Source organism: Serratia sp. HRI (assembly GCF_010119335.3).
GTDB lineage: Bacteria > Pseudomonadota > Gammaproteobacteria > Enterobacterales > Enterobacteriaceae > Serratia > Serratia nevei.
Window position 1 is genome coordinate 4,815,602 of record NZ_CP083690.1, and the last position, 22,082, is coordinate 4,837,683.

The 22,082-nt window shown below is 61.9% G+C and carries 18 protein-coding genes; 3 read left to right on the forward strand and 15 right to left on the reverse strand.

Annotated features, from left to right (window positions below):
- Window positions 1-115 precede the first annotated feature (115 nt).
- Window positions 116-850, forward strand: coding sequence for a thioesterase II family protein (locus GF111_RS23005; RefSeq protein WP_038876729.1), 735 nt, complete (start codon window positions 116-118; stop codon window positions 848-850).
- Between the two features lie 50 nt (window positions 851-900).
- Here GF111_RS23005 and GF111_RS23010 read toward each other — a convergent pair whose 3' ends face one another.
- From GF111_RS23010 to GF111_RS23025, 4 genes are all read right to left on the reverse strand, one after another.
- Window positions 901-1,317, reverse strand: coding sequence for an RbsD/FucU domain-containing protein (locus GF111_RS23010; RefSeq protein WP_019453017.1), 417 nt, complete (start codon window positions 1,315-1,317; stop codon window positions 901-903).
- A gap of 49 nt (window positions 1,318-1,366) precedes the next feature.
- Complete coding sequence (locus GF111_RS23015) at window positions 1,367-2,128, reverse strand: SDR family NAD(P)-dependent oxidoreductase (RefSeq protein ID WP_038876732.1); 762 nt, start codon at window positions 2,126-2,128, stop codon at window positions 1,367-1,369.
- A 29-nt stretch (window positions 2,129-2,157) separates the two neighbouring features.
- The gene (locus GF111_RS23020; protein ID WP_170310536.1) at window positions 2,158-3,393 is read right to left on the reverse strand and encodes an MFS transporter; all 1,236 of its coding nucleotides are present in this window, start codon (window positions 3,391-3,393) and stop codon (window positions 2,158-2,160) included.
- 271 nt (window positions 3,394-3,664) lie between these two features.
- The gene (locus GF111_RS23025; RefSeq protein WP_224217764.1) at window positions 3,665-4,702 is read right to left on the reverse strand and encodes a LacI family DNA-binding transcriptional regulator; all 1,038 of its coding nucleotides are present in this window, start codon (window positions 4,700-4,702) and stop codon (window positions 3,665-3,667) included.
- A gap of 295 nt (window positions 4,703-4,997) precedes the next feature.
- On the opposite strand from GF111_RS23025, the gene kynA reads away from it, so the two are divergent.
- Window positions 4,998-5,840 (forward strand): tryptophan 2,3-dioxygenase, encoded by an 843-nt coding sequence (gene kynA, locus GF111_RS23030; RefSeq protein WP_038876738.1) that lies wholly within the window; start codon window positions 4,998-5,000, stop codon window positions 5,838-5,840.
- Window positions 5,841-5,862: 22 nt separating this feature from the next.
- Entirely contained in the window at window positions 5,863-6,330 is a 468-nt protein-coding gene (gene sbmC, locus GF111_RS23035) for a DNA gyrase inhibitor SbmC (protein WP_060433398.1), read from the forward strand.
- 166 nt (window positions 6,331-6,496) lie between these two features.
- Here the strand turns inward: sbmC and GF111_RS23040 are convergent, their stop codons facing one another.
- The 11 genes from GF111_RS23040 to tagH form a co-directional block, all read right to left on the reverse strand.
- Window positions 6,497-7,249 (reverse strand): hypothetical protein, encoded by a 753-nt coding sequence (locus GF111_RS23040; RefSeq protein ID WP_053056865.1) that lies wholly within the window; start codon window positions 7,247-7,249, stop codon window positions 6,497-6,499.
- Window positions 7,250-7,252: 3 nt separating this feature from the next.
- Entirely contained in the window at window positions 7,253-9,838 is a 2,586-nt protein-coding gene (locus GF111_RS23045; RefSeq protein WP_224217765.1) for a type VI secretion system Vgr family protein, read from the reverse strand.
- Between the two features lie 143 nt (window positions 9,839-9,981).
- The gene (locus tag GF111_RS23050; protein WP_147190996.1) at window positions 9,982-11,427 is read right to left on the reverse strand and encodes a serine/threonine protein kinase; all 1,446 of its coding nucleotides are present in this window, start codon (window positions 11,425-11,427) and stop codon (window positions 9,982-9,984) included.
- A 49-nt stretch (window positions 11,428-11,476) separates the two neighbouring features.
- Window positions 11,477-14,131: a type VI secretion system ATPase TssH gene (gene tssH, locus GF111_RS23055; protein WP_060433392.1), complete on the reverse strand. Its 2,655-nt coding sequence runs from the start codon at window positions 14,129-14,131 to the stop codon at window positions 11,477-11,479.
- 56 nt (window positions 14,132-14,187) lie between these two features.
- On the reverse strand, window positions 14,188-15,258 hold the full coding sequence (gene tssG / locus GF111_RS23060; protein ID WP_055313365.1) for a type VI secretion system baseplate subunit TssG: 1,071 nt from the start codon (window positions 15,256-15,258) through the stop codon (window positions 14,188-14,190).
- The gene (gene tssF / locus GF111_RS23065) at window positions 15,255-17,141 is read right to left on the reverse strand and encodes a type VI secretion system baseplate subunit TssF (RefSeq protein WP_110593932.1); all 1,887 of its coding nucleotides are present in this window, start codon (window positions 17,139-17,141) and stop codon (window positions 15,255-15,257) included. Before tssF ends, tssG begins: the two co-directional genes overlap by 4 nt.
- 4 nt (window positions 17,142-17,145) lie before the next feature.
- Window positions 17,146-17,721, reverse strand: coding sequence for a type VI secretion system baseplate subunit TssE (locus tag GF111_RS23070; protein ID WP_038876749.1), 576 nt, complete (start codon window positions 17,719-17,721; stop codon window positions 17,146-17,148).
- Window positions 17,722-17,723: 2 nt separating this feature from the next.
- Window positions 17,724-18,545, reverse strand: coding sequence for a type VI secretion system accessory protein TagJ (locus tag GF111_RS23075; protein WP_048234375.1), 822 nt, complete (start codon window positions 18,543-18,545; stop codon window positions 17,724-17,726).
- A gap of 15 nt (window positions 18,546-18,560) precedes the next feature.
- Window positions 18,561-19,529, reverse strand: a complete 969-nt coding sequence (locus GF111_RS23080) for a type VI secretion system-associated protein (RefSeq protein ID WP_147190998.1) — start codon at window positions 19,527-19,529, stop codon at window positions 18,561-18,563.
- Between the two features lie 28 nt (window positions 19,530-19,557).
- A complete protein-coding gene (locus GF111_RS23085) occupies window positions 19,558-20,331 on the reverse strand; it encodes a PP2C family serine/threonine-protein phosphatase (protein ID WP_038876757.1) in 774 nt (257 codons plus the stop codon).
- Complete coding sequence (gene tagH / locus GF111_RS23090; RefSeq protein ID WP_147191000.1) at window positions 20,331-22,067, reverse strand: type VI secretion system-associated FHA domain protein TagH; 1,737 nt, start codon at window positions 22,065-22,067, stop codon at window positions 20,331-20,333. The genes GF111_RS23085 and tagH overlap by 1 nt, the downstream gene beginning before the upstream one ends.
- Window positions 22,068-22,082 lie beyond the last annotated feature (15 nt).

Sequence of the window (22,082 nt, forward strand, 5' to 3'; positions counted from 1 at the left end):
AATCAGCGGGATAAACTATTCCGCTGATCCCGCTACGGTATTGATTTTGATTACGCCGCTCCCGTTCTCCGCGGTGGCGGATAGCGTCATATTCTTGCAAAGCAGAGGAAGCCGTATGTGGTTTGAGCAAATAAAAAGGGGTACCGGTGGGGATGATGAGCATATTTTATTTTGTTTCCCTTATGCCGCCGGAAATGCCGAGGTATTCGTGCCATTCTCTCACTACGTCAATAGCAATACGTCCGTGTACGCCATGCAACTGCCCGGCAATGGACGCCGCTTTTCAGAGGCGTTGTGCAATGATGTCTGCAAAATTCTGGATGAGGTTGAACGAGAAGCCACGAGCCTGATGTCGGGAAAACAGTACTCATTTCTTGGTCACAGCAATGGCGGATTATTCGCCTTTGAATTGGCGAGTCGTTTTATCGCTCAGGATAAACCGCCAGCGCGAATTTTTATCGCCGCAGAAGCACCGCCGCACATTACGGATTTTAAGCATGATCCGATGCATTCAGATGATGATGAAATGGCCGAAGTATTGCGTCGTTATGGCGGAACTCAACCTGATATTTTGGATGACGTTGATTTCAGAAGCTTATTTTTTCCTATTATACGCAACGAGCTGTCGATTAATTTTCATATGAAACGGGCGTTGAAGGAGAAGACGATCAATTATCCTTTGGTGTTGATTCACGGCAGCTGCGACAGCACTGTTTCCAAGACGGACATGGCGGCTTGGGCGCGCTATACAAGCGCGCATATCGGTCTGCACACCGTTTCGTCGGATCATTTCTTCATCAATCATCAGCCGAAAGAAGTGGCGGATATCGTGAATCAGCAGCTGGCGTAAAGCGCAGGTATGGCGGTTGGGGCACAACCGCCATTAACGCAATGGCGTCATCACACCACCGGCGCCACCGTCAGCAGCAGGTTGGCGAAGCGGCGCTGTTCGCCGGAGGCGATCACCAGCAGCGTCCGATCCGATTTGACCGCGGCGTAAAACGCCTCGCGCGGCAGGTGTTCTACCGGACAATGCGCCGGCAGCAGCTGTCGGTATTCGGCTTCGATGGTGTTGGTGAAGTCCGGCGGGCAGGCCATCAGCGCCGCGCTTTCCACGTTGATGCAGGCCAGCAGTTTTTCCAGGATCGGCGGGGCGGCGAGCGTGCCGGGCGCCAGGTTCAGATAGACCACGGTGGCGTCTTTCGGCGCATGGGTCACGCAGGCGTAGTTGCCGTCGGCGATCAGCACCTGAGTTTTATGCCCGCATTGCGCCAGCGCGGCGAGCAGCGGCGGGTGGGTGATGGCGGATTTAATCATAAAGCGATACCTGAATAGGGGGGCGGCAGCCGCGCCGCCCGCGGCTGAACTACATGCGGTAGATGCCGCCGTTGATGTCGAGGGTGGCACCCGAAATGAAGCCGTCGTATTCCGCCGCCAGGAAGGCGATGGCGCGCGCCACGTCGTCCGGCGTACCTGCGCGGCCCAGCGGAATGGCGCGAACGGTTTCCTCCGCCGATTCTTGGGTGGTGTGGCGATTATGAAAACGGGTGCCGAGGATCAGGCCGGGCGCCACCGCGTTCACCCGGATGCCGTATTCACCCAGCTCCGCTGCCAGCGAGCGCGTCCAGGTGAGCACCGCACCCTTGGTGGCGGAATAGACCAGCGAGCCGGAGTGCCCGCCGGCTCGGCCGGCCTGCGAGGCCAGGTTGACGATGCTGGCGCCGTTTGCCGCCTTCAGGAACGGCAGTGCGCTCTGGGTCACGTTCAGCATGGTGGTCATGTTCACGTCGATCACGGTTTGCCAGAAGGCGCGGTCGATCTCGCCCAGCCATTTGCGCCCGACGATGCCGCCGACGTTATTGACCAGAATGTCGATGCCGCCGAGAAACTCGGCGCCGGCCGAGATGCAGCGCAGCGTTTCGTCGGTATCGATGAGATCGGCGTAGCCGTAAGCGGCCTTTTGCCCCAATGAATGGGCCAGCGCCACCAGCGCTTTGGGGCCGCTTTCGTCGCTGTGATAGTGAAAATAGATGTCGCAACCGGCCTTGAGCAGCCGCTCTGCGGTGGCGCGGCCGATGCCCTGTTCCGCCCCGGTGATAAAGACCTTTTTGCCCGCAAGATCGCCCATAATTGACTCCTTATTGGTTCATTGGTTCGTTAAGCATTGATGACGCCTTCACGCTGTTTCGCGCAGTAGAAAATGCAGATCAACCCGGTGGCCAGCAGGCACGAGGCCAGGAAAAACAGCCCAGGCGCGCTGCTGCCGGTCAGATCGTTCAACACGCCCACCGCATAAGGCGCGACGAAGCCGCCGATATTGCCGATGCAGCTGACCACCGCCAGCCCGGCGGCCGCGGCCGCACCGGTGGAAATGTTGGCGGGCATGGATAAAAACGGCGGTACGGCGGTGTAGATGCCGATGGCGGCGATGCACAGGAACGACAGCGCGACGAGCGGATCGTATTTAAAAAACGTTACCGCCCCCATCAGGCCGATAGCGGCGACCACCATGCTGAGGCCGGCGAACACGCCAAGCTTTTTGGTTTTGCTGGCCCACAGGCTCCACGGGTACACCAGCAGCGCGGCCAGGCCGTAGGGAATGAGCGCCAGCAGGCTAACGCGGAAGATATCGCTGCCGGAAAGGGCGGTAATGATCGACGGCAGCCAGGTGCCGAAGCCATAAATGCCGCACACCATGCCGAAGTTGAGCAGCGCGTAGAGCAGGTATTTCTTGTTTTTAATCCCTTTCAGGAAGTCGCCCAGCGTGATTTTAGAGCCGGATTTGGAGCGGCCGGCGTTGCTCATCAGCCAGGCCTTTTCCTCCACGTTCAGATAGCCGACGTCCTTGGGCGAGTTCTTGATCAGGAACGGGATCAGCAGGCCGATGACGATCGGCGGCAGCCCTTCGAGGATAAACAGCAGTTGCCAGGGAGCGAACCCGAACCAATCATGCTGAATATTGAGAATAAAGCCGGAAATCGGCGAGCCGACGGCGTTGGACAGCGGCTGGACGATGATGAACATACCGAGAATTTTGGTGCGGTATTTTTCCGGGAAGAACACCGTGAAGTAATACACCACCGAGGGAAAGAATCCGGCTTCGCACACGCCCAGCATAAAACGGCAGATATACAGCTCCAGCGGCGTGCGCACAAAGCCGAGCAGGGTCGCGAAGATGCCCCAGGAAATTAATATTCTGGCGAACCAGATGCGCGGGCCGAATTTAATGGTGCCGGCGTTGCTGGGTATTTCAAACAGAAAATACCCGATAAAGAAAATCCCGGAGGCGAAGCCGAAGGCCGAGGCAGTCAGGCCCAGGTTATCTTCCAGCGCTTTGGCGGCGTAGGCCATGTTATTGCGATCGAGAAACGCCAGGAAATACAATAAAATCATGAGGGGGACAATATGCAGCGTCAATTTCCTGATAGCGCTGCGTTCAATATCATGCGGCTTGCTTATTTTCATTTTGATATTTCCAATGTGGTTAATCGGAATAATAGAGGCCCGGCCCATAACCCTGAGCTGAACGTTAAATAACGGCACGACGCTGATTCATTGAGGCGTGGGCATCCCTTAAGCGCGACGGCCTTTTCCTTTGTTTTTGGCTGACACCGATCCGGACGATGCCGCTGCGCATCGCCTGGGGAAGACGCTGTTATTTCAGTTAGCCGGCGGCTTTGACCGAGCGCCGGCTGATGACCGTCGGCGGGAAGAGAAACTCGCCGGGCGGTTGTGCATCATTGTTGATGCGGCCGATCAGGCGCTCGACCATCAGCTGTGCCATCTCCGCCAGCGGCGGCCTGACGGACGTCAGCCCCGGTTCGGCCAGGCCGGCCAGCGCGATATTATCGATGCCGATCACCGAGATGTCTGCGGGCACCTGGACGCCGGCGGCGCGCAATCCCACCATCAGCCCGATACCCAGCGCATCGTTAATCGCCACGATGCCGTCCGGGCGCGGCGTCAGCGCGAGCACGCGCGGCGCCAGCGTCAGCCCCAATTCAAACATTTCCGTGTCGCCGTAGGCGCTGTTGGCTTTGCCTTCGATCACCCGTTGGCGTTCGCTCAGGCTGTGCCCCAGCGCACTCAGAAAACCGTCGATTTTGTGGCTGCGCCCGACGGTCAGCGTCGCTTCGGTGGCGAACACGATGTGTCGGCAGCCGCGTTCGAGCAGGTGCTGAGCGGCCAGGCGCCCGGCGGCGACATTGTCCATCGAGACGCTGTCGAACAGCGGGGTATCGATGGCCGCCCGCGCGGGAAACGGATTGTCGTAGCTGACGATCTTCATGCCCCGCTCGGCGGCCCGGACAAAATGGGTCTGGCGAATGTCGCTCGCCGCCACGATGATGCCGCGCACGCCATGCAGGAACATATCGTCGATAAACGTGGCCTCTTCCTGTTCCTGGCGGTAGGCGTTGCCGAGCAAGACGCGGTAGCGGTGAGCCCGCGCCGCGCCGTCGACCGCATGCGCCAGCGCTGAAAAGCTCGGGTTGACGATCGACGGCAGCAGCAGGCCGATGATCTTGGCCTGCGGTGCGGGCAGCGCCGCCGCCTGGGCCGGCCGATACCCCAGGGTCGCCATCGCCTGTTCGATGCGTTCACGGGTCTGCGCGCTCATCTGGTGGCTGCGGTTATTCAGCAGGTTCGACACGCTGCTGATGGAGACGCCGGCCAACCGCGCGACATCACGAATATTTGCCATTTGCCGATCCCTTGCTGCCTGCCGTTAGCCTGCAATCTATAAGGGAAGCCGGCCGCAGGCAAGCCGCAACCGGGGCGCAGAGCACTTGGGATCGCGCATTTGTGAGAATCGTCAGGCGCAGGGCCGGGTGTTTACTAAACAACAGTGGGGAGACGGCAATGTGTTGACGCAGATGAGTGAGATCTGCGAAGCACCTCTCGTTTATCGCCCTTCGGGGCGGCGGGTTCTGTACTATTGTTTTCTCTTTGCGGCACGTTCCAGGCCGATGGGGCGCTGGGCGCAACGGAGATCACAGATGAACAAACGGGAATTAGAAAGCGCGATTGTCACCGATTTTTCCAAACGCATGAGCTACGGCGACTACCTGTGCCTGGACTCGCTGCTGGACTGCCAGCACCCGCTCTCCAACCCGCCGCATCATGACGAAATGCTGTTCGTGATACAGCACCAAACCTCCGAACTGTGGATGAAGCTGATGCTGCACGAGCTGCGGGCAGCGGTGCGGTTGGTGCAGCAGGACAAACTCAGCCACTGCTTCAAAATCCTTGCGCGCGTCAAACAGATCCAGCGGCTGCTGTTCGAACAGTGGGCGGTGCTGGAAACGCTGACGCCGTCGGAATACGTCGAGTTTCGCGATGTGCTGGGCAGCTCGTCGGGCTTCCAGTCGCACCAGTACCGGTCGATCGAGTTTCTGCTCGGCAACAAGAACGCCGCCATGTTGGCGGTGTTCAGCAACGACGCGGAAAAACACGCCGCGCTGAAGGCGATCCTCGAAGCGCCGAGCCTGTACGACGAATACTTGCTGTACCTGGCGCGCCACGGTTTGCCGATCCCGCAGGAATGCCTCAAGCGCGACTGGACGCAGCCCTACCAGCGCAACCCGGATCTGTTGCCGGCGTTCAAAGTGATCTACGACAACCCGCAGACCTACTGGGAAGCGTATGAAATGGCGGAGAAGCTGGTGGACATCGAAGAGAGTTTCCATCTGTGGCGCTTCCGCCATATGAAAACGGTGGAGCGGATCATCGGCTTTAAGTCAGGCACCGGCGGTTCCAGCGGCGTCAGCTTCCTGAAAAAGGCGTTGGATCTGACCTTTTTCCCCGAGCTGCTGGACGTGCGTACCGAAATCGGCGCCTGAGACAATGTGAGGGGGAAGGGCGATGAGCGTGAGGATTATCGATAAGGCGGCGGAGAAGGTGGTGGGGGTGAGAGTCGTGGGGCCGTATCCGCAGACGATTCCGCAGGGCTCGCAGCAACTGCTGGCCTGGCGTCAGCGCCACGGCGTGCCGTTCGGCAAATGGCTGGTGTTGTACTGGGACGATCCGGCGGAAGTGGCGCCGGAAAAGCTGCGCGCCGACGTGGTGATGAGCGTGGCGGACGATTTCGCGCTGCCGGCGGGCAGCGAGGGCGTTGCCGTGCAGACGCTGCCCGCCGGGCAGTATGCGGTCTACCGCGTACGCATCAGCGATGGCGATTTCGAACGGGTCTGGGGCGAGTTCTACCAGAAGCTGCTGCCGGCCAGCGGCTATCAGCCGGTTGAGGGGGTGAGCTATGAGCACTATCTCAACGACTGCGAGGCCGACGGCTATTTCGACCTCGAGATTTACCAGACGGTGAGGAAGTGGTGAGAGCAGGGTGATGCGAAGAGAGGCTGAATCGATGGGATGTGCCGATTCAGCCTGTGATTGTCATTCCTGTTCGATAAAGGAGCTGCGGAAAGATGGGGGATAATCCCGATGGCGGCATTTACATATCGGCCAAGGCCCATCTTACTGCTTGGAGATTATTCGGTGACTATTTCACCCACTCCCCTTTCTGATTCATTAATATTCTACCATCCTTTATGACTGTCAGGGTGTTATCAATTTTACTGAGCATATAAGTTGTTGATGCGTTTTTAAATTCATAACCAATGATTGGGCATGGGGCTGTATTGCAATCAGCTCGTGTCGCTTTGCCCTGTAAAGTTAAAGCGGCGCCATCTTTTTTACGTTTTCCATAGTAAGTTGCATCATTACAATCGCCTTTACTGGAGCAAATGGTCGTGAGTTTGATAGAGAATGACTGCGTATCAAAATATTCTTTTGTCGCCCTCATCTTTTTTCTTTCGTTGATTGTGGCGAATTGCATGTTTTTGAAGCGTTCAGCCCAATGCTGAATCTCCTTATTCATGGGGGCATCTTTATCAGAAGATTTGTAATTTATGACATCAGAGTCAGGTACAACCCAGGCAGCATAAATTTTCCCATCGGGATTGATGACCAAAGCAGAGGCACTTTCCAGGTAAAGATCCTTCAGCCAGCCTTCAGCAAATAACCCCCCGCCTGGGACTGAATGAGGTTCACCGAAAACATCAAAATTGCTGATGTATTTTTCATAGTCTTGACCCAGTGTGCTTTTGAGACTGTCAGTGACCGCTTTATCGTTAACAAGCCCGCTTACTGTGCTAATTTTGTTATATGGCAACAAGTTTATCGCTGCTGTGGATTCAATGGAGCAGAGTAAAGAAGCAGTAAATAATGCAGGTAATAAGATCTTTTTGAACATAAATCACTCGCTTGATAACTTTAAAAATTCTTCTGCTTCCCGGGCATACCGCTTTTGCAGACCATTACCATAACGGGCCCACCAGTTGTACTGTTTACCACCCTGCGTCGTGATGGTATTCCCATATATTGCTTTATCGTATTCTACCCTGGCTTTAAGTAAATTATCCTGAAAGTTTTCTGATGACATGCTTTCAATTTTGGATATTGCCTCTGGTGTTAAGGTATCAGCCTTAACTATTCGTCCGGATTCCATGGAGTTCAGGATCGCTTGTGCGCCAGATGAACCACGCATATGCGCCAATGAGGTTATTGCCCCTTGTTTTCCTGGATCGGTAAAATTCAGTGCCCCGGCAGACTTCGCCGATGCACTCATTGCTTTGGATACTTCCTCAAACTCTTCAGCGCTGCCTTGGCCATATTGGTTACGAGCCGCGAGGATCTTGTCATAGGCAGTGCCATTCCCTTGTCTGAATCCGTATAACTCACGCCGTCCACCTTGTTCTCCAGCCCCCCCTTCAGAAGCCATGACCGATTCAACAACCCGATTATCAATTCTGCCGGGTTTTGTTGTCGATTGAGCATTCTGCGTGATAGATGGCGGTACTGTCGCCGCCGCCCGAGGGGCGGCGTTAACCGGCTTTCCCGGCGTACCACTCGCCTCAGCGTTCGGGAACAGCTGATCGACGGCGCTCTGGATTGCCGCCTGATGGCCGCCGCCCGGTGCGGCAGTGCGCGCGGCGCCGCCGGGTTGGTTGAGGTCCAGCTGGCCGCCGGTGTTGATCGCTCCGTCCCCTTTCACCGTGATATTGAAACTGGTGCCGGTGATGTTGATTTGGCCGTTCGCCAGCAGCTCGATCACGCTTTCGCCGCACTCCAGCCGCAGCGATTCGCCGGAGCCGAGGGTAAAGGCGTTAACCACGGCGTCGCTGCGGGTTTTGCCGGTCAGCGCGGAGGCATCGCCTTTGACGCCGGTAGCCTGATTGAGCACCACCCGTTTGATCTGGTTACCGCCCACCAGATGCGTGTGGTCGTTAGCGATGGTGTGGCTTTCATCGTTTTTCACCTGGGTGTCCATGTTGCGCTCCGCCTGGATCCACACCTGCTCGGCGCCGGCCTTGTCTTCGAAACGCAGGGCGTTGGCGTTGTCGGCGGTGCCGTCCTTGGAACGGCTCATAAAGCCCATCTGGGTGGCGGCGGCAGGCAGCGCCCACGGCGGCATGCTGGCTTCGTTATAAACGCGCCCGGTGACGATCGGCCGATCCGGATCGCCGTTGATAAAGTCCACCACCACTTCGTCGTTGACGCGCGGGATCTGCACGCCGCCGTAGCCTTGGCCGGCCCAGGCGCTGGAGACGCGCACCCAGCAGGAGCTGCCGTCGTCCTTCGGCCCGAAGCGGTCCCAGTGGAATTTCACCTTGATGCGGCCGTATTTGTCGGTCCAAATTGATTCGCCAGCCGGGCCGACCACCCGGGCGGTCTGCGGCCCGTGGGTTTTCGGCCAGGTGGCCTGCTGCGGCGGGTGCCAGGGCACGTCCGCCGGCAGCACGATGAAATCGATACGGTGTTCGCTGTTTTGATCGTCGCCGCTGGCATAGCGGTTCTCTTTCAGATGGTAGTTGGCCTGCAGCGTCAGGTACTCGCGATTGTCGTCGGCGTGCGGGGCGTTATACAGCGTAAAGGTGCTGCCGGGGGCGATGCCCAGCGCGGTGGCGGTGCCCCGGATCTGCTGATGCTCGGCCTGCCAGGCTTCCTGGCGCACGCGGGCGTAGAACTCCCCCTGCTGATGCTCGGTGTAGCGGCCCGGCCAGTCGTAGACGTCAATCTGCCCCGGCGTCGGCGAGACCGGGTTTTGCCGCGCCTGGAACAGCCAGGCGTTCGGCTTGCGGAAATCGTAGTCGTCCAGGCTGTAGATGCCCGGCGTGACGCGATCGGACAACGTCCACTGGCTGATGCCTTCCTTGCTGGTGCTGCCGCCGGATGGCGTCAGGTGGTAGGGGATCATCTCGTAGCCGGGATAGGGCTGATGATGGTGGGGCGCATCCCCGAGCACCAGCGTGTGTTTGCCCATCTCGTGTTTGAAATAGTAATAGATGCCCTCCAGCTCCATCAGGCGGCTGATGAAGTTGAAGCTGCTTTCGTTGTACTGCACGCAGTAGCCCCACAGGCGATAGTCGCCGGTCAGCTGATCTTCCAACTGCACGTTGTGCTCCGCCAGCAGAGTCTTGACGATCTGCGGCACCGTCTGTTCCTGGAAGATGCGGAAGTTGCGGTCCTTGGTCATCGGCCACAGATCCGGCTGCACGTGCAGGCTATACACCGCGTAACGGGTGCCGCCGATCTCTTCGCTGCTGACGGCGATGGCGGTGATCTTGCCGTTCAGGTAGCGTGGGGCGCTGAGAAAGCCCTGAGTCGGGATCTCCAGCGTCAGCGGTTGGCCGAGCAGCGCTTTGCGATCGAGCCGCGCGTCGGTGCTCAGCAATTCAATAGAGAAGTCGAAAGGGGTGGAAAGCGCTTCGATGCCGTCCAGTGAGCGGAACAACAGTTGCTCCTGGCCCAGCGGCGTGTGCGCAATAATGCGATCCAACATGAGAACATCCTCTGTGATTGACGTCGTGTTCTGCTTACCCCAGCGTTGCAGCGGCCTTGCCGCGCGGCCAATGAGGGTGGGCAGCGGTGCGTCAGTCTCATGAAATAGGGGAAACCCCGCAGCGGCGGGGATTCAGAACGGAATTAACCGGCGGTGGCCGGATTGACCAGCCAGGTGCCGGCGGTGTCGATGCTGAGTTGCTGCCGGCGGAGCCGATCGTTGTGGCGGATCTCCAGCTGATAACGGCCCGGCGCCAGATTCAGGCTGGCGAAGCCGTTTTCGCCCGGCGTTACCTGCTGCGGCTTGCCGTCGAGGCTGACCTGTTCGCCCGGCTGCAGTTTGAAGTACACCAGCGCCACCGGCTGCGGTGGCGGCGCCGCCTTTTCTGGTTCCACCGGCGCAGATGGCGCGGTTTGCGGCGCGCTCGGCTGCTCCGTCAGGGTTTTCTGCGCCGGTGACGCCTCGGTATTTTGCGCTACGGCCCGGGCATCGTCCTTGCCGCCGCTCAGCCAGGCGACGGCGCCAATCACCAGCAGCGCCGCGACGCCGGCGCCGGCTATCATCGGCCGCGAGAATTGGGTGCTGCGCGCGGTAACGGCGCCGGCGGCCGCGGCCGCGGCTGCCGGGTTGGCGGCCACCAGCAGGTTCTCCGGCGCGGCGGCCGGGGTGCTGACGATTTCGTTTTCATCGGCGATCGGCAGATGCAACAGCTCGGCCATTTCATCGATGGTCTGCGGGCGGTCTTCCGGCTTCAGCGCCAGCGCGCGGTCGACGGTGCGCAGCAGCTCCGGCGAGTAGCCGGCGGGGCGGCGCTCGGCCAGCGGTTGATAGCTGTCTTCGATGCTGCGCACCACGCTCACCGGCGGCGGCGAACCGACGATCAGCGTATGCAGCACGGCGCCCAGCGCGTAGATATCGGTCCAGGGTCCCTGCTCGCCGTCGCTGTTCTCGGTGTACTGCTCGATCGGCGCGAAGCCTGGCTTCAGCATGATCTCCGTTTCGTCAGACAGGTTACCGATCTCTTTGCGCGCCGACCCGAAGTCCAGCAGCACCGGCAGCTGGCTCTCCTGGATCTGGATGTTATCCAGCGAGATGTCGCGGTGCAGGTAGCCTTCCTGATGGATGGTGTTGATGGCGCTGAACAGCGGCGGCAGCAGCCGACGGATCCACGCCTCGTCGATCATCTCCGGCTGCTGCGCCTGCAGGTTCTTCAGCGTGGTGCCGCTGTAAAACTGGGTGCCCATGTAGGCGGTGCCGTTCTCTTCCCAGAAGCGCAGCACGTGCAGCAGGCCGGGGTGCGAGAAGCGGGCCAGCAGGCGCGCCTCCTGAATAAAGCTGTTCAGCCCGGCCTGGAAGGTTTTGCCGAAACGCTCGCCGCGCAGCCCGATGCTGAGATCGTCGTTGCGTTTCGCCAGCGAGGTCGGCATGTATTCTTTGATGGCGATGGTGCGTTCCAGTTGGTGATCGTAGGCGCGATAGACGATGCCGAAGCCGCCTTCGCCGATCGCTTCCTGGATCTCGAATTCGTTGAACCGATAGCCGCTCGGCAGGCTGTTCGAATTCGGTTTGGTTATCCCGGTTCCCGACATAGTGATGACTCTCTGTGTTCAAAGGGCCGCCGTCTCGGCGGCCGCGGCGTTATGCCTGAAATTGACAAATGAATTCGTGGTTCTGCAGCGCGATATGCAGCTGGCGATAGCGCTGGTCGTTGGCGCTGCCGGTCAGCAGGGTGTGGCTGATCTGCGGCAGCAGGGTGTTGGTCAGGATGGCGTCGACCATGCGGCCGCCGGACTCTACCTCGGTGCAGCGGCTGACGATCTGCTCGATGACCGCGTCGTCGAAGGTGCAGACGATCTCGTGATTCTCCGCCAGGCGACGCTGGATGCGGCCCAGCTGCAGGCGCACGATGTTGCCCAGCGTGGCATCGGTCAGCGGGTAATACGGCACCACCAGCAGGCGGCCGAGCAAGGCGGCCGGGAACACCGACAGCAGCGGCTGGCGCAGCGCGCCGCTCAGCGCTGCCGGCTCCGGCAGCAGCTCCGGATCGCTGCACAGCCCGGCGATCAGATCGGTGCCGACGTTGGAGGTCAGAATGATGATGGTGTTGCGGAAATCGATATGGCGGCCTTCGCCGTCCTCCATCCAGCCCTTGTCGAACACCTGGAAGAAGATTTCATGCACGTCCGGGTGCGCCTTCTCGATTTCGTCCAGCAGCACCACGCTGTATGGGCGGCGGCGCACCGCCTCGGTTAGCACGCCGCCTTCGCCGTAGCCGACATAGCCGGGGGGCGCGCCTTTCAGCGTCGAAACGGTGTGCGACTCCTGGAATTCGCTCATGTTGATGGTGATGACGTTCTGCTCGCCGCCGTACAGAGTTTCCGCCAGCGCCAGCGCGGTTTCGGTCTTGCCGACGCCGGATGGCCCGGCCAGCAGGAACACCCCGACCGGCTTGTTCGGATCGTCCAGCCGCGCCCGTGAGGTGCGCACCCGGCGGGCGATCAGATCCAGCGCATGGCGTTGGCCGATCACGCGCTGGTTCAGGGTGTCGGAGAGTTGCAGCACCGCTTCAATCTCGTTTTTCACCATGCGGCCCAGCGGGATGCCGGTCCAGTCGGCCACTACCGCCGCCACGATGTTGGCGTCGACAGCGGCGAAGATCAGCGGCGCTTCGCCCTGCAGCGCGCTCAGCTGCTGCTGCAGTTCGCCCAACTGGGCGCGCAGCGCGTCCGCGTCAGGGCCCGCCTGCGTCTCTTCTTCAGTAGACTCTTCTTCCTGCCGGTGCAGCTGGGCGCGCAGTGTGATGATCTCTTGGATCAGCGCCAGCTCCTGCTGCCAGCGGTCGGTCAACTGTTCCAACTCCTGGTGCAGCGCGGTCAGCTGGGCTTCAATCTCCTGCGGGCGCAGGGGATCGCCGATGCCCACTTTGGTCTCGCGGCGGGCGATATCTAACTCTATCTGCAGCGCATCGATGCGATGGCGGCAGTCTTCGACCTGGGCAGGCTCGGCGTGTTGGCTGACCGCCACGCGCGCGCAGGCGGTATCCAGCAGCGCCACCGCCTTGTCCGGCAGCTGGCGGGCTGGAATATAGCGATGCGACAGCCGCACCGCGGCGTCTACCGCTTCATCCAGCAGCAGCACGCGGTGGTGTTGCTCCAGCGGGCTGACGGTGCTGCGCAGCATCAGCAGCGCCTTGTCTTCGCTCGGCTCGTGTACCTGCACCACCTGGAAACGGCGGGTGAGCGCCGGATCCTTCTCGATGTATTTCTTGTATTCCGACCAGGTGGTGGCGCCGAGGGTGCGCAGCTGGCCGCGCGCCAGCGCCGGTTTCAGCAGGTTGGCGGCATCGCCGGTGCCCTGGGCGCCGCCGGCGCCGATGAGCGTGTGAATCTCGTCGATAAACAGGATGATCGGCGTCGGGCTGGACTGCACTTCGTCGATCACCGCCTGCAGCCGTTTTTCAAACTCGCCTTTAACGCCGGCGCCGGCCTGCAGCATGCCGATGTCCAGCAGGCACAGCTTCACGTCGCGCAGCTGCGGCGGCACGTCGCCGGCCACGATGCGCAGCGCCAGGCCTTCCACCACCGCGGTTTTCCCGACGCCGGCCTCGCCGGTCAGCAGCGGGTTGTTCTGGCGGCGGCGCATCAGGATATCGATGATTTGCCGGATCTCTTCGTCGCGGCCGGCCACCGGATCTATCTCGCCGTTGCGCGCTTTGGCGGTCAGGTCCTGGGCATACTGCGCCAGCACGCTTTCACCGCTGCGCGGCGCGCCGGATATGTTCTCGGCGCTGCTTTCCGCCGGCGCATCCTGGGCGTTTTCCGCCGAGTGAGCGGTGATGGCGGCGAACTGCTCCATCAACAGATCGGCGTTGATGCGCTCGAACTGCGGGGAAATGGCCTTCAGCAGATGGCGCAGACTGTAGGTTTTCAGGATGCCGAGCAGCAGGTGGCCGCCGCGGATGCGCGCCGCGCCGAATTTCAATGAGCCATAGACCCAGGCGCGTTCTACCGCGCTGTCGATGTGCTCGGACAGATCGGAGATGGCGCTGGCGCCGCGCGGCAGGCGATCGAGCGCCTCGACGATGTCGCGCGCCAGCTGCCCCTCGTCCAGCGCGAAGTGGCGGACGATCTGCTGCAGATCGCCGTCCGGCGATTGCATCAGCTGATGTAGCCAGTGCGCCAGTTCGACGTAGGGGTTACCGCGCAGCTTGCAAAACGCCGTCGCACTTTCCAGAGAGGTGAATAACAGGCTATCCAGTTTGCCAAATAATACCGAGCGGCTGATTTCAGACATGGTTTTCCTCAGGTCTCAGAGTGGCCTGGCGCCGCAGGGCGCCGGCCGAAATAGGGTCAGAACGGATTTTCCAGCGGTTCAGGGCTGAAGATCAGGTCGTCGAGATCGCGTTGCCGCCGATCGTCGGCCAACCAGCTGCTCAGGCCCAATCGTTGCGCGCCGCCGAGCTGGAGGCCGTGCGCCTGTTCCTTCGCCAGGATCAGACGGACTTCCCAGACGAACTCGATGCCCAGGTATTGGCGCACCCAGTCGCGCAGCTGCCGGCACAGGTCGGCGCCGGGCAGGAAGCGGTCATAGTCCCGCTGCGGCATCGGCCCCAGCTCGATGCGGAATTTGTGCTGAATATCGCGCACCGCGATGCCGAGAAAGGCCGACTCGCCGAGCCGTGGCGCACCGCGCCCGGCCTTGAGCCGAGCTTGCTCGCGCGGCTCCACCCGCAGCCAGTGCGGCACGTTTTCGACGATGCGCACCGGCACCTTGAAATACTGCTGCAAAATCTTGCTCAGGCCTTCCGGATCGCGGCTGTGGCGAATCAGATGACCGGCCATAAAATGTTTGGCGTGGGCGTTGATGCTGTCGCGTTCCTGCTGCGCCGGCTGGCCGATGCCGATCAGGCTCGACAGGTATTCGTCGAAGCGCCGGTTGTCCGGGCGATCCAGCGACACCGTCGGCTGCGCGTCGGCCCAGGCGCGGTAAAACAGCAGCGTCAGCCGGTGATGGAACAGGTTGGTGAACGCCAGCAGGGTGGTGTCCTGATGGTGGTACACCCGTTCGCGCACGTATTCGGTCAGGTGCAGCGGCAGCGGTCCGTTGGGGCCGAACAGGCCGAAGCTGAAGATCGAGACGTCGTGCAGCGGGCTGTTGGCGCGCGGCGCCACCTGCGCCAGCGTGGAGGGCGCGAATGACAGCGACGGCTCCTGGCCCAGGCGCAGCATCTCGTGACGCGGCAGCGGCGCGCGCCCCAGCAGGTAGGGTTGGCCGCCCTGGGCGTCGATACGGCGCAGCAGCTGAAACAGATCGTGCTTGTAAGGCGCGCCGCGCAGCCGCGGCCAGAAGTCGTCCGGCAGGCGATACAGCGCGTTGATCTGCGGCGGCGCCAGTTCGGTGGCAATCATCTCCGCGTTCATATCAGCGTCCTTTTGCCCATGCGCGCCTGCCAGTGGGCGATTTCGCCGCGCTGCTGGCTGGAGAGCGTCATCTCGGTGAAGGTGTTCATCGCCACCAGGCGCGAGAACAGGCGCTCCAGCACGCTGCCGAGCAGATAGGGGCTGTTGCCGGAGAACGCCTGCTCATCGACCGTCAGATCGATGGCGATGCCGCGTGCGAACACGATGGGGCCCGGCTCCGGCACTCGCCGATAGACCGGCCGCAGGTTGCAGTGGCGCACGCCCTGAATTTGTTTGGCGATCGCCGGTTCGCTCAGGTTGCCGTACAGCCCCATCAGCTGGCGCAGGCTGGCGGCGCCCTGTTCCGGATCGCCGTCCATCATGCTGAGGTAGTTCAGCTGTAGCTGGCTGATCAGCCGCCAGGTGATCATGCCTTCGGCCAGCGCCGGGCGCGGCGGGGTGGGGCCTTTGCGCAGCGAGACCTGCTTGATCGGGATCGAGTCGGGCATCACGAAGTTGCCCTGATCCTGTTGCAGCAGCATCAACGGCAGGTCGCGGCTGGTGCACAGCACGTCGGCGGTGAGGTATTTCAGATCGCTGTGCCACGGCGATTGCCGCTCGTCCACCAGCGACACGAACACTTCCGAACCGGCATAGCCGGTGCGGGTGCCGTAGCGGCGGGCGTGCTCCGACAGCGTACGCTGTTCGCGCCGCAGCGAGAAGTAGGCGCCATAGTTGCCGTCGTCCGCGCTCAGGGTGCTGTAAAACGGCCGAAACTCTTGCTCGTAGCGTTTTTCGCTGGCGCTGCCGCCGAGCCGCTGCACCGAGAACACTTCGTAATCCAGCGGCCGGATATTGTCGACCACCAGATGGTATTCGTGGTTTTTTTCGTTGATCGCGATGCGTTCGGCGATCTTCGGAAACAGGTTGATCACTGGCGTGCAGTGCAGCGCCAAATGGGCGGCGTCGACCACCCGTTCCAGCGCGGCGTCGTGCCGATCCAGCAGCACCACGATCTCGAACTGGCGCAGCGCCTTTTTCCCTTCGCGCACGCTCTGCAGCAGCGGGCGCAGGCCGTTGACGCTGAAGAACTGGAAGCGCGCCGGGAAGGCGAAGTACTCCTGCAGCAGCCGGTAGCCTTCGAAGTTGCGCAGGTCGTTGGGCAGCAGCGCCTGATCGGCGGCGAAGCCCTCCTGCCGCAGCCCATCCAGCGCCAGCGCGCGCCGCTGCGGCTGCGGCTCCACCGTTTGGCAGACAAGCCCGACGCTGTGCTGCATCAGCAGTTCCAGCAGCTGCTGCGCCTGCATGTCCGGCCCGGCCAGGTAAAACATCAGCTGATCCAGCTGCAGGTTGTTGAGCGTCACGCTTTCGTAGCACTCGAGACGAATGCGCAGCGCGCTGACACAGCCGCTGTGCTGCAGCCCCAGCGAGGCCAGCGGAATATCGGCCGGAATGCCGCCCAGCTCGACGCCGGCGATGCGCACCGGCTGCAGCGTGACGTCATGGGCGGTGGTGTAGCTGCAGGTGATGCCGCTTTTCTTCAGCGTCTGGCTGTCCATCATGGTGCCGCGCGGCACCACGAAGCCGTTGCTGATGTCGCCTTTGCTGCTGTCCGGCTGCAGCTCGGCGATCGCCATCGACGGCGTCGGCGACAGGTAATTGGGGTAGATGATCTCCAACAAGCGCTGAGAAAAGCGCGGGAACTCGGCGTCCATTTTCAGCTGCACGCGCGAGGTGAGGAAGGCGAAGCCCTCCATCAGGCGCTCGATATAGGGATCCGCCACGTCGATGCCGCGCATGCCGAGACGGCCCGCGACCTTCGGGTATTGTTCGGCGAACTCGGCGCCCATCTCACGCAGATAGGCCAGCTCGCGGTTGTAATAGTCTAAAAGTTTACTGTCCATCGCCTTACCCTATGTCTTTCAGATCGAAGTGGCCGTTTTCCAGATCCACGTCGGTACGGAACAGAAACTCCAGCGGATAGGGCACGCACCACAGGCGGCCCTTGATTTCGATCGACAGCACGTTGTGCAGCTCCAGCGAGCCGGTGTCCGAGATGCAGCGCACCTGCAGCCCCTCGGGCAAAATGCGCGGTTCGAAATGGAGAATGGACTCGGTCAGCGCGCGCTGAATGTCGAGCCATTCGATGTCCGACATGCGCTTGCCCGCCAGCGAGGCGATGCCGTAATTAAGGGTGGAGCGCCGCACCTGCGGAAAGTCGCCGAGATCCAGATTGGATTCGCTGTTGACGCAGTTGAACAGCCACTGCAGATCGCGCAGCACCCGGCGGCGCAGCTCGCTGTGCGACACCAGGTTGCGCACCTGTGCTTCCTGCTTTTTCTGCGGTTCGTCGTCGGTCAGCATGTCGAGCAGCACCGGCTGCATTTTGTCGCGCGACGTCAGGCGCTCGCTGTCCTGACGATAGCGATAGCCCTGGCGGCGCAGATCGCCGCCGTCGTAGTGGGGGGGGCGCTTATCGTTCATGTTCAGGCGCTCGCGTCGAAGCTCAGCTGCCGCAGGCTGTGCAGCGGGAATTCGTCGCTTTCGCTGAGCCAGGTCTTCAGGCCCAGCCCCGCATAGTGGGTGCCGTCGCCCAGCGGTTGCCATTCGGTGCGTTTGCCGAGCAGCAGCGCGTCGTCGCTGCCTTCGGCCAGCGGATAACGGGCGGGCAGTTGGCACACCTGTTCGCGGCCGTCGGTGAGGCGCACCAGCGCGTGGCTCCACACCAGATCGATGGCGCTCTGCGGCGCCTGGAACTGGATCGTGGCGATGTCGGCAAACGGCAGCCAGTAGTAAACGCCGTTCAGCGCCAGCTCGCACACCGGCCCGAGGCGGCCGTCACCGTCGGTCAGCCAGTCGAAACTCAGCTGCCGTTCTTGGTCGCCTTCGGCCAGCGTTAACCGCCCGGCGCCGGCCGGGGCGGCCTCCAGCGCTTCGTCACGCAGCGCCTGGGCCTGTTCGGCCGCGCCTTGCGCATCCTGATGCAGCGCCTGCACCATCAGTTTCAGCCAGGGCTGATCCTGCCGCAGCAGCGCCGGCGCGGCCGTGCCGGCGAACACCGCCTGGCGTTGCAGCTCGGCGTTGACCGACTGCATCAGCAGCAGCGTGGTCGGTTGGGCGATCGGTTTCAGCGCCTGCCAGGATTTCAGCTGCGCGTTGGCGCGCGTCCAGTTGCCGCTCAGGCACAGCAGTTGCACCAGCGCGGCGCGCAGGTCGGCATCCGCCGGTTTTCCCTTGATCTCGTTTTCGACGGCGGTGATGGCCGCGGCGATCGAGTGGCCTTGCAGCATGCTTGCTAATGATTTCACAGGCTTTCCTTATAATCAGTGAGTGGCGCCGTTAACCGACAGGTAGCTGCCGCTGGCGGGATCGACCCGGTCTGCGGCCAGCTTTTCCACCAGCTTGAAGGTCAGCGGAGCGGGGGCGCTCAGCAGCGGTTGCCAGGCGGTTTGCGCCTGCTGCAGGCGCTGTTCGACCTTGTTCTCGTCGGCGGCATCGACGCGCGGCATTTCAACGATCGCTTCGCCGTTGAATGCCCAGGCGTGCAACTGCGGTTCGAAGCTCAGCAGCAGGAAGCTGCCCGGCGCCTGCGGGTTACCGCCCAGAACCAGCCGTTGGGCGTTGGCGCTGACGACGGTCAGTGCGCGATCGCCGCCGTTGATCTGCGCCAGCGGATAGCCCTGCAGGAACCACAATGTCGGCGAGAGGGTTTGGCCACCCTGTTGCAGCGTGACCGCGCCGCTGCCCTGCAGCCAGCCGTCCTCGCCGCAGCGCAGCGCGTCGCCGGCGGGAATGAACAGCGCGCCGCCGTTGGCGTCGTCATGCCAGAAGGTGCGGAAGTGGCAGCCCTGCGGCAGGTTGAAACGCTGAGGCGGCGCGGTGTCCGCCTGCGGAGAGATCACGGCTACCGCAGCAGGGATCGCCGGCTGCTCGACGGCCTCCTGTTTGACCACCGGTTTCCAGCCGTGCGCTTTGGCGGCTTCGCCGCTGGCCAGCTTTTCACCGCGCTTGTCGGTCAGCGTCCAGGGCAGGTGGCCGGCTTTCGGGCACTGTTTTTCCAACAGATTGCCGACGCGCGGCAGAAAGTCGTTCAGCACCGCCGGATCTTGGCTTTGCGCCGCGACGATGCGCAGCGGGATGCTCTTGCCGCACCAGCTTTCGGGATTGCTGTTTTTGACGTCATCGATAAACACTTCCAGCTTCTGGCTGGGGGAGTAAACCAGGCGATAGTTCATCGCCTGCGCGGTCGGTACCGCCATCAGGGCGACGAGCCCCGGCATCCAATATTTCATAGTGAACCTTGCTGTGAATGTGCGCTGCTCAGTCGCGGCTCAGAAACCGTTCCGCATCCGCCAGCGAATGCAGCAGGGTGGTTTCCTGCGGTGAGCCAATCCAGACGGCGATAGCGCTGTAGTTATCGCTGTTATTGTTTTTCTTCCATGCCTGCTGCATCAGGGCGATCCACTCGCTGGGGGAGTTGACCATGTGCAGCGACTGTTCCAGTTCGGCCTGGCTGAAGCTGTGCCAGAAGCCGTCGGTGCACAGCAGGAAAACGTCGCCGTCTTCCAGCTGCAGCACGTCGCTGTAGGTGGCGTCGCGCTCTTCGTTCAGCCCCAGCGCGAAATACAGCAGGTTGCTGTTGATGCCGTTGGTCTGATAGCCGGCGTCCTGCATCTGCTGGATCAGGCTGTGGTCGGTGGTGACGGCATGCAGGTAGCCGCGGCGGAACAGGTACAGGCGGCTGTCACCGGCGTGCGCCCAGTAGGCCAGCTGGTAATCGCGATCGATAAACAGGCTGACCAGCGTGGTGCCCATCTTGCTGTATTCGTCCGATTGCCGCTGTTGCTGGTGGATGGCGGCGTTGGCGCGCGTAATGTGCTGGCGAATGCTTTGGGCGTTCAGGTGCTTTTCGCCGTCGAAGTTATGCAAAATGGTGTCGCGCGCCAGTTTGGCGGCGATATCGCCGCCCGGAAAGCCGGCGATGCCGTCGCACACCACGAAGCAGGCGGCGCGGTTGCCGAGCACCTCGCCGGTCTGATCCTGGTTGGAGGCGCGGCCGCCCTGGTTGGAGGTAGAGGCTATGGTGATATTCATTACGCGTCCGGTTTGGTCTGTGAGTCTTTGTATTGATTCACTTCAACGTCATAGGCGTGCAGGAAGGCTTCGCCGAACAGGGTGTGGAAATCGTCCTCGATCTCGCCGGAGGTTTGCTGATAGTTCTTCACGAAGTAGTCCCACAGCGCAGCCTTGCGGTTGGCGGGCAGCGACAGACGCGGCGCCACGCCTTCCTTGCGCGCTTCCTCTTCGAGGCGCTCCGGGTTGAACGACTGCAGCATGGCGGCGATGATGGCGCGGATGCCGGCGATCATCCCCAGCTGGTGCGCCTGCAGGTCGATCAGCGCGTCACGCACCGCCTGCTCCGGCGGCATAAAGCCCGGCATCTGGCTGCCGAACATCTGCATCAGCACCGTTTTGCCCGAAGGCAGCAGTTTGAACGGATTGTTGGCCTCGTCGAGGATCATGGTCATCTCGGCTTTCACGCCGCGCTTGAGGATCGAGCGGGATGAAAGCAGGGCGACGGTGCCCTGCGAGAACAGGCTCAGCAGGCGGCCGGCCTGGCGGATTTGCCGTTCGTCGAAGTGCGGCTGCGGCTGCAGATCGTCGAGGCCGATACCTTGCAACAGCGCCGTCAGCAGCGGCCCCTCTAAGGTGTCGCCATTCGGCGCGGCGGCGTGCTGCCGTTGAGCGGACTGGTAGGCGACCGGATCGATGCCCAGGCGGTTGCCCTGGCGCGGGCGCGGCGGCTGTGCAGGCGGTTCCTGCTGGCAGAACTGCGGCGCAGGTTGGGGTTGCGGCTCAGGCGTCTGCACGGGTGGCGGCGTCGGCTGTGGGCGGGGCGCTTGCGGTTGTGCGGCGATCGGTGGCGGAGACGGCGGTGCGAGCGGCTGTACCGGCTCGTCCGGCTGAGCCAGCGGCACGGCGCCGCCCATCAGCAGCCCCAGCGGATCGTTGCTGTTTAACGCTTCGGGCGACGCGGGAGCGGATGAACCGCCGAACAGCGCCAGCGGATCCAGCTCTTGCTCCGGTTGCTGCGCATTCTGAGCCGGGGTTGCCGGCCGCGCTGGCGCAGCCTGTTCCGCCAGCAGCGCGCTGGGAGTGGTATCGGCCAGGATGTGTTCGCGCTCAAAGGTGGTGTCGGTGTTGAACAGCGCCGCCGGATCGGTTTGCTGCTGCTGCAGCTGGCGCAGATCGACATCGCCCGCCAGCTGCGCCAGCGGATCGACCGGGTTCAGCTCGCGAGCGGGGGTGTCCAGCAGCGGGTGGTTGCCTGGATTGGCGACCGGCGGCGGCGTGACGGCGGCCGGCGCATTCGGCGTAAATTCTTCCACCAGGCTGTCCCAGATTTCGTTGGGGATGGGCGCGGCGGATTTTTCTTTGGCGGCGGCTGCAGGGGCCGCAGCAGCGGCAACGGCGGCGGCCTTGGCCACCGGTTGAGCCTGTGGCGCGGCGTGCTGCTGCAGCGCGCTGACTTCAATCTGGTAATCGTCGATGCCGAGCACGTCGCCGTCCTGCAGTTCAACCTGGCGGCCACGTTCCAGCGGAATGTCGTTCAGCAGCACGCGGGTGACGTTGCCGCGGTTGGTGATGCGGCATTCGCCGTCAGCGGAAATATGCACGATCGCCTGCAGGCGGGAAATGGCGCGCTCTTCGTCCGGCAGCACCAGGTTGTTGTCCACGCTGCGGCCGATGGTGCCGCCCGGCGGCAGAAAATCGCAACTGCTCTGCGGCGGAACCTGGCCGCTTTTATTTTTTACAATGGAAAATCGCATAAGGCATTCCTGCTG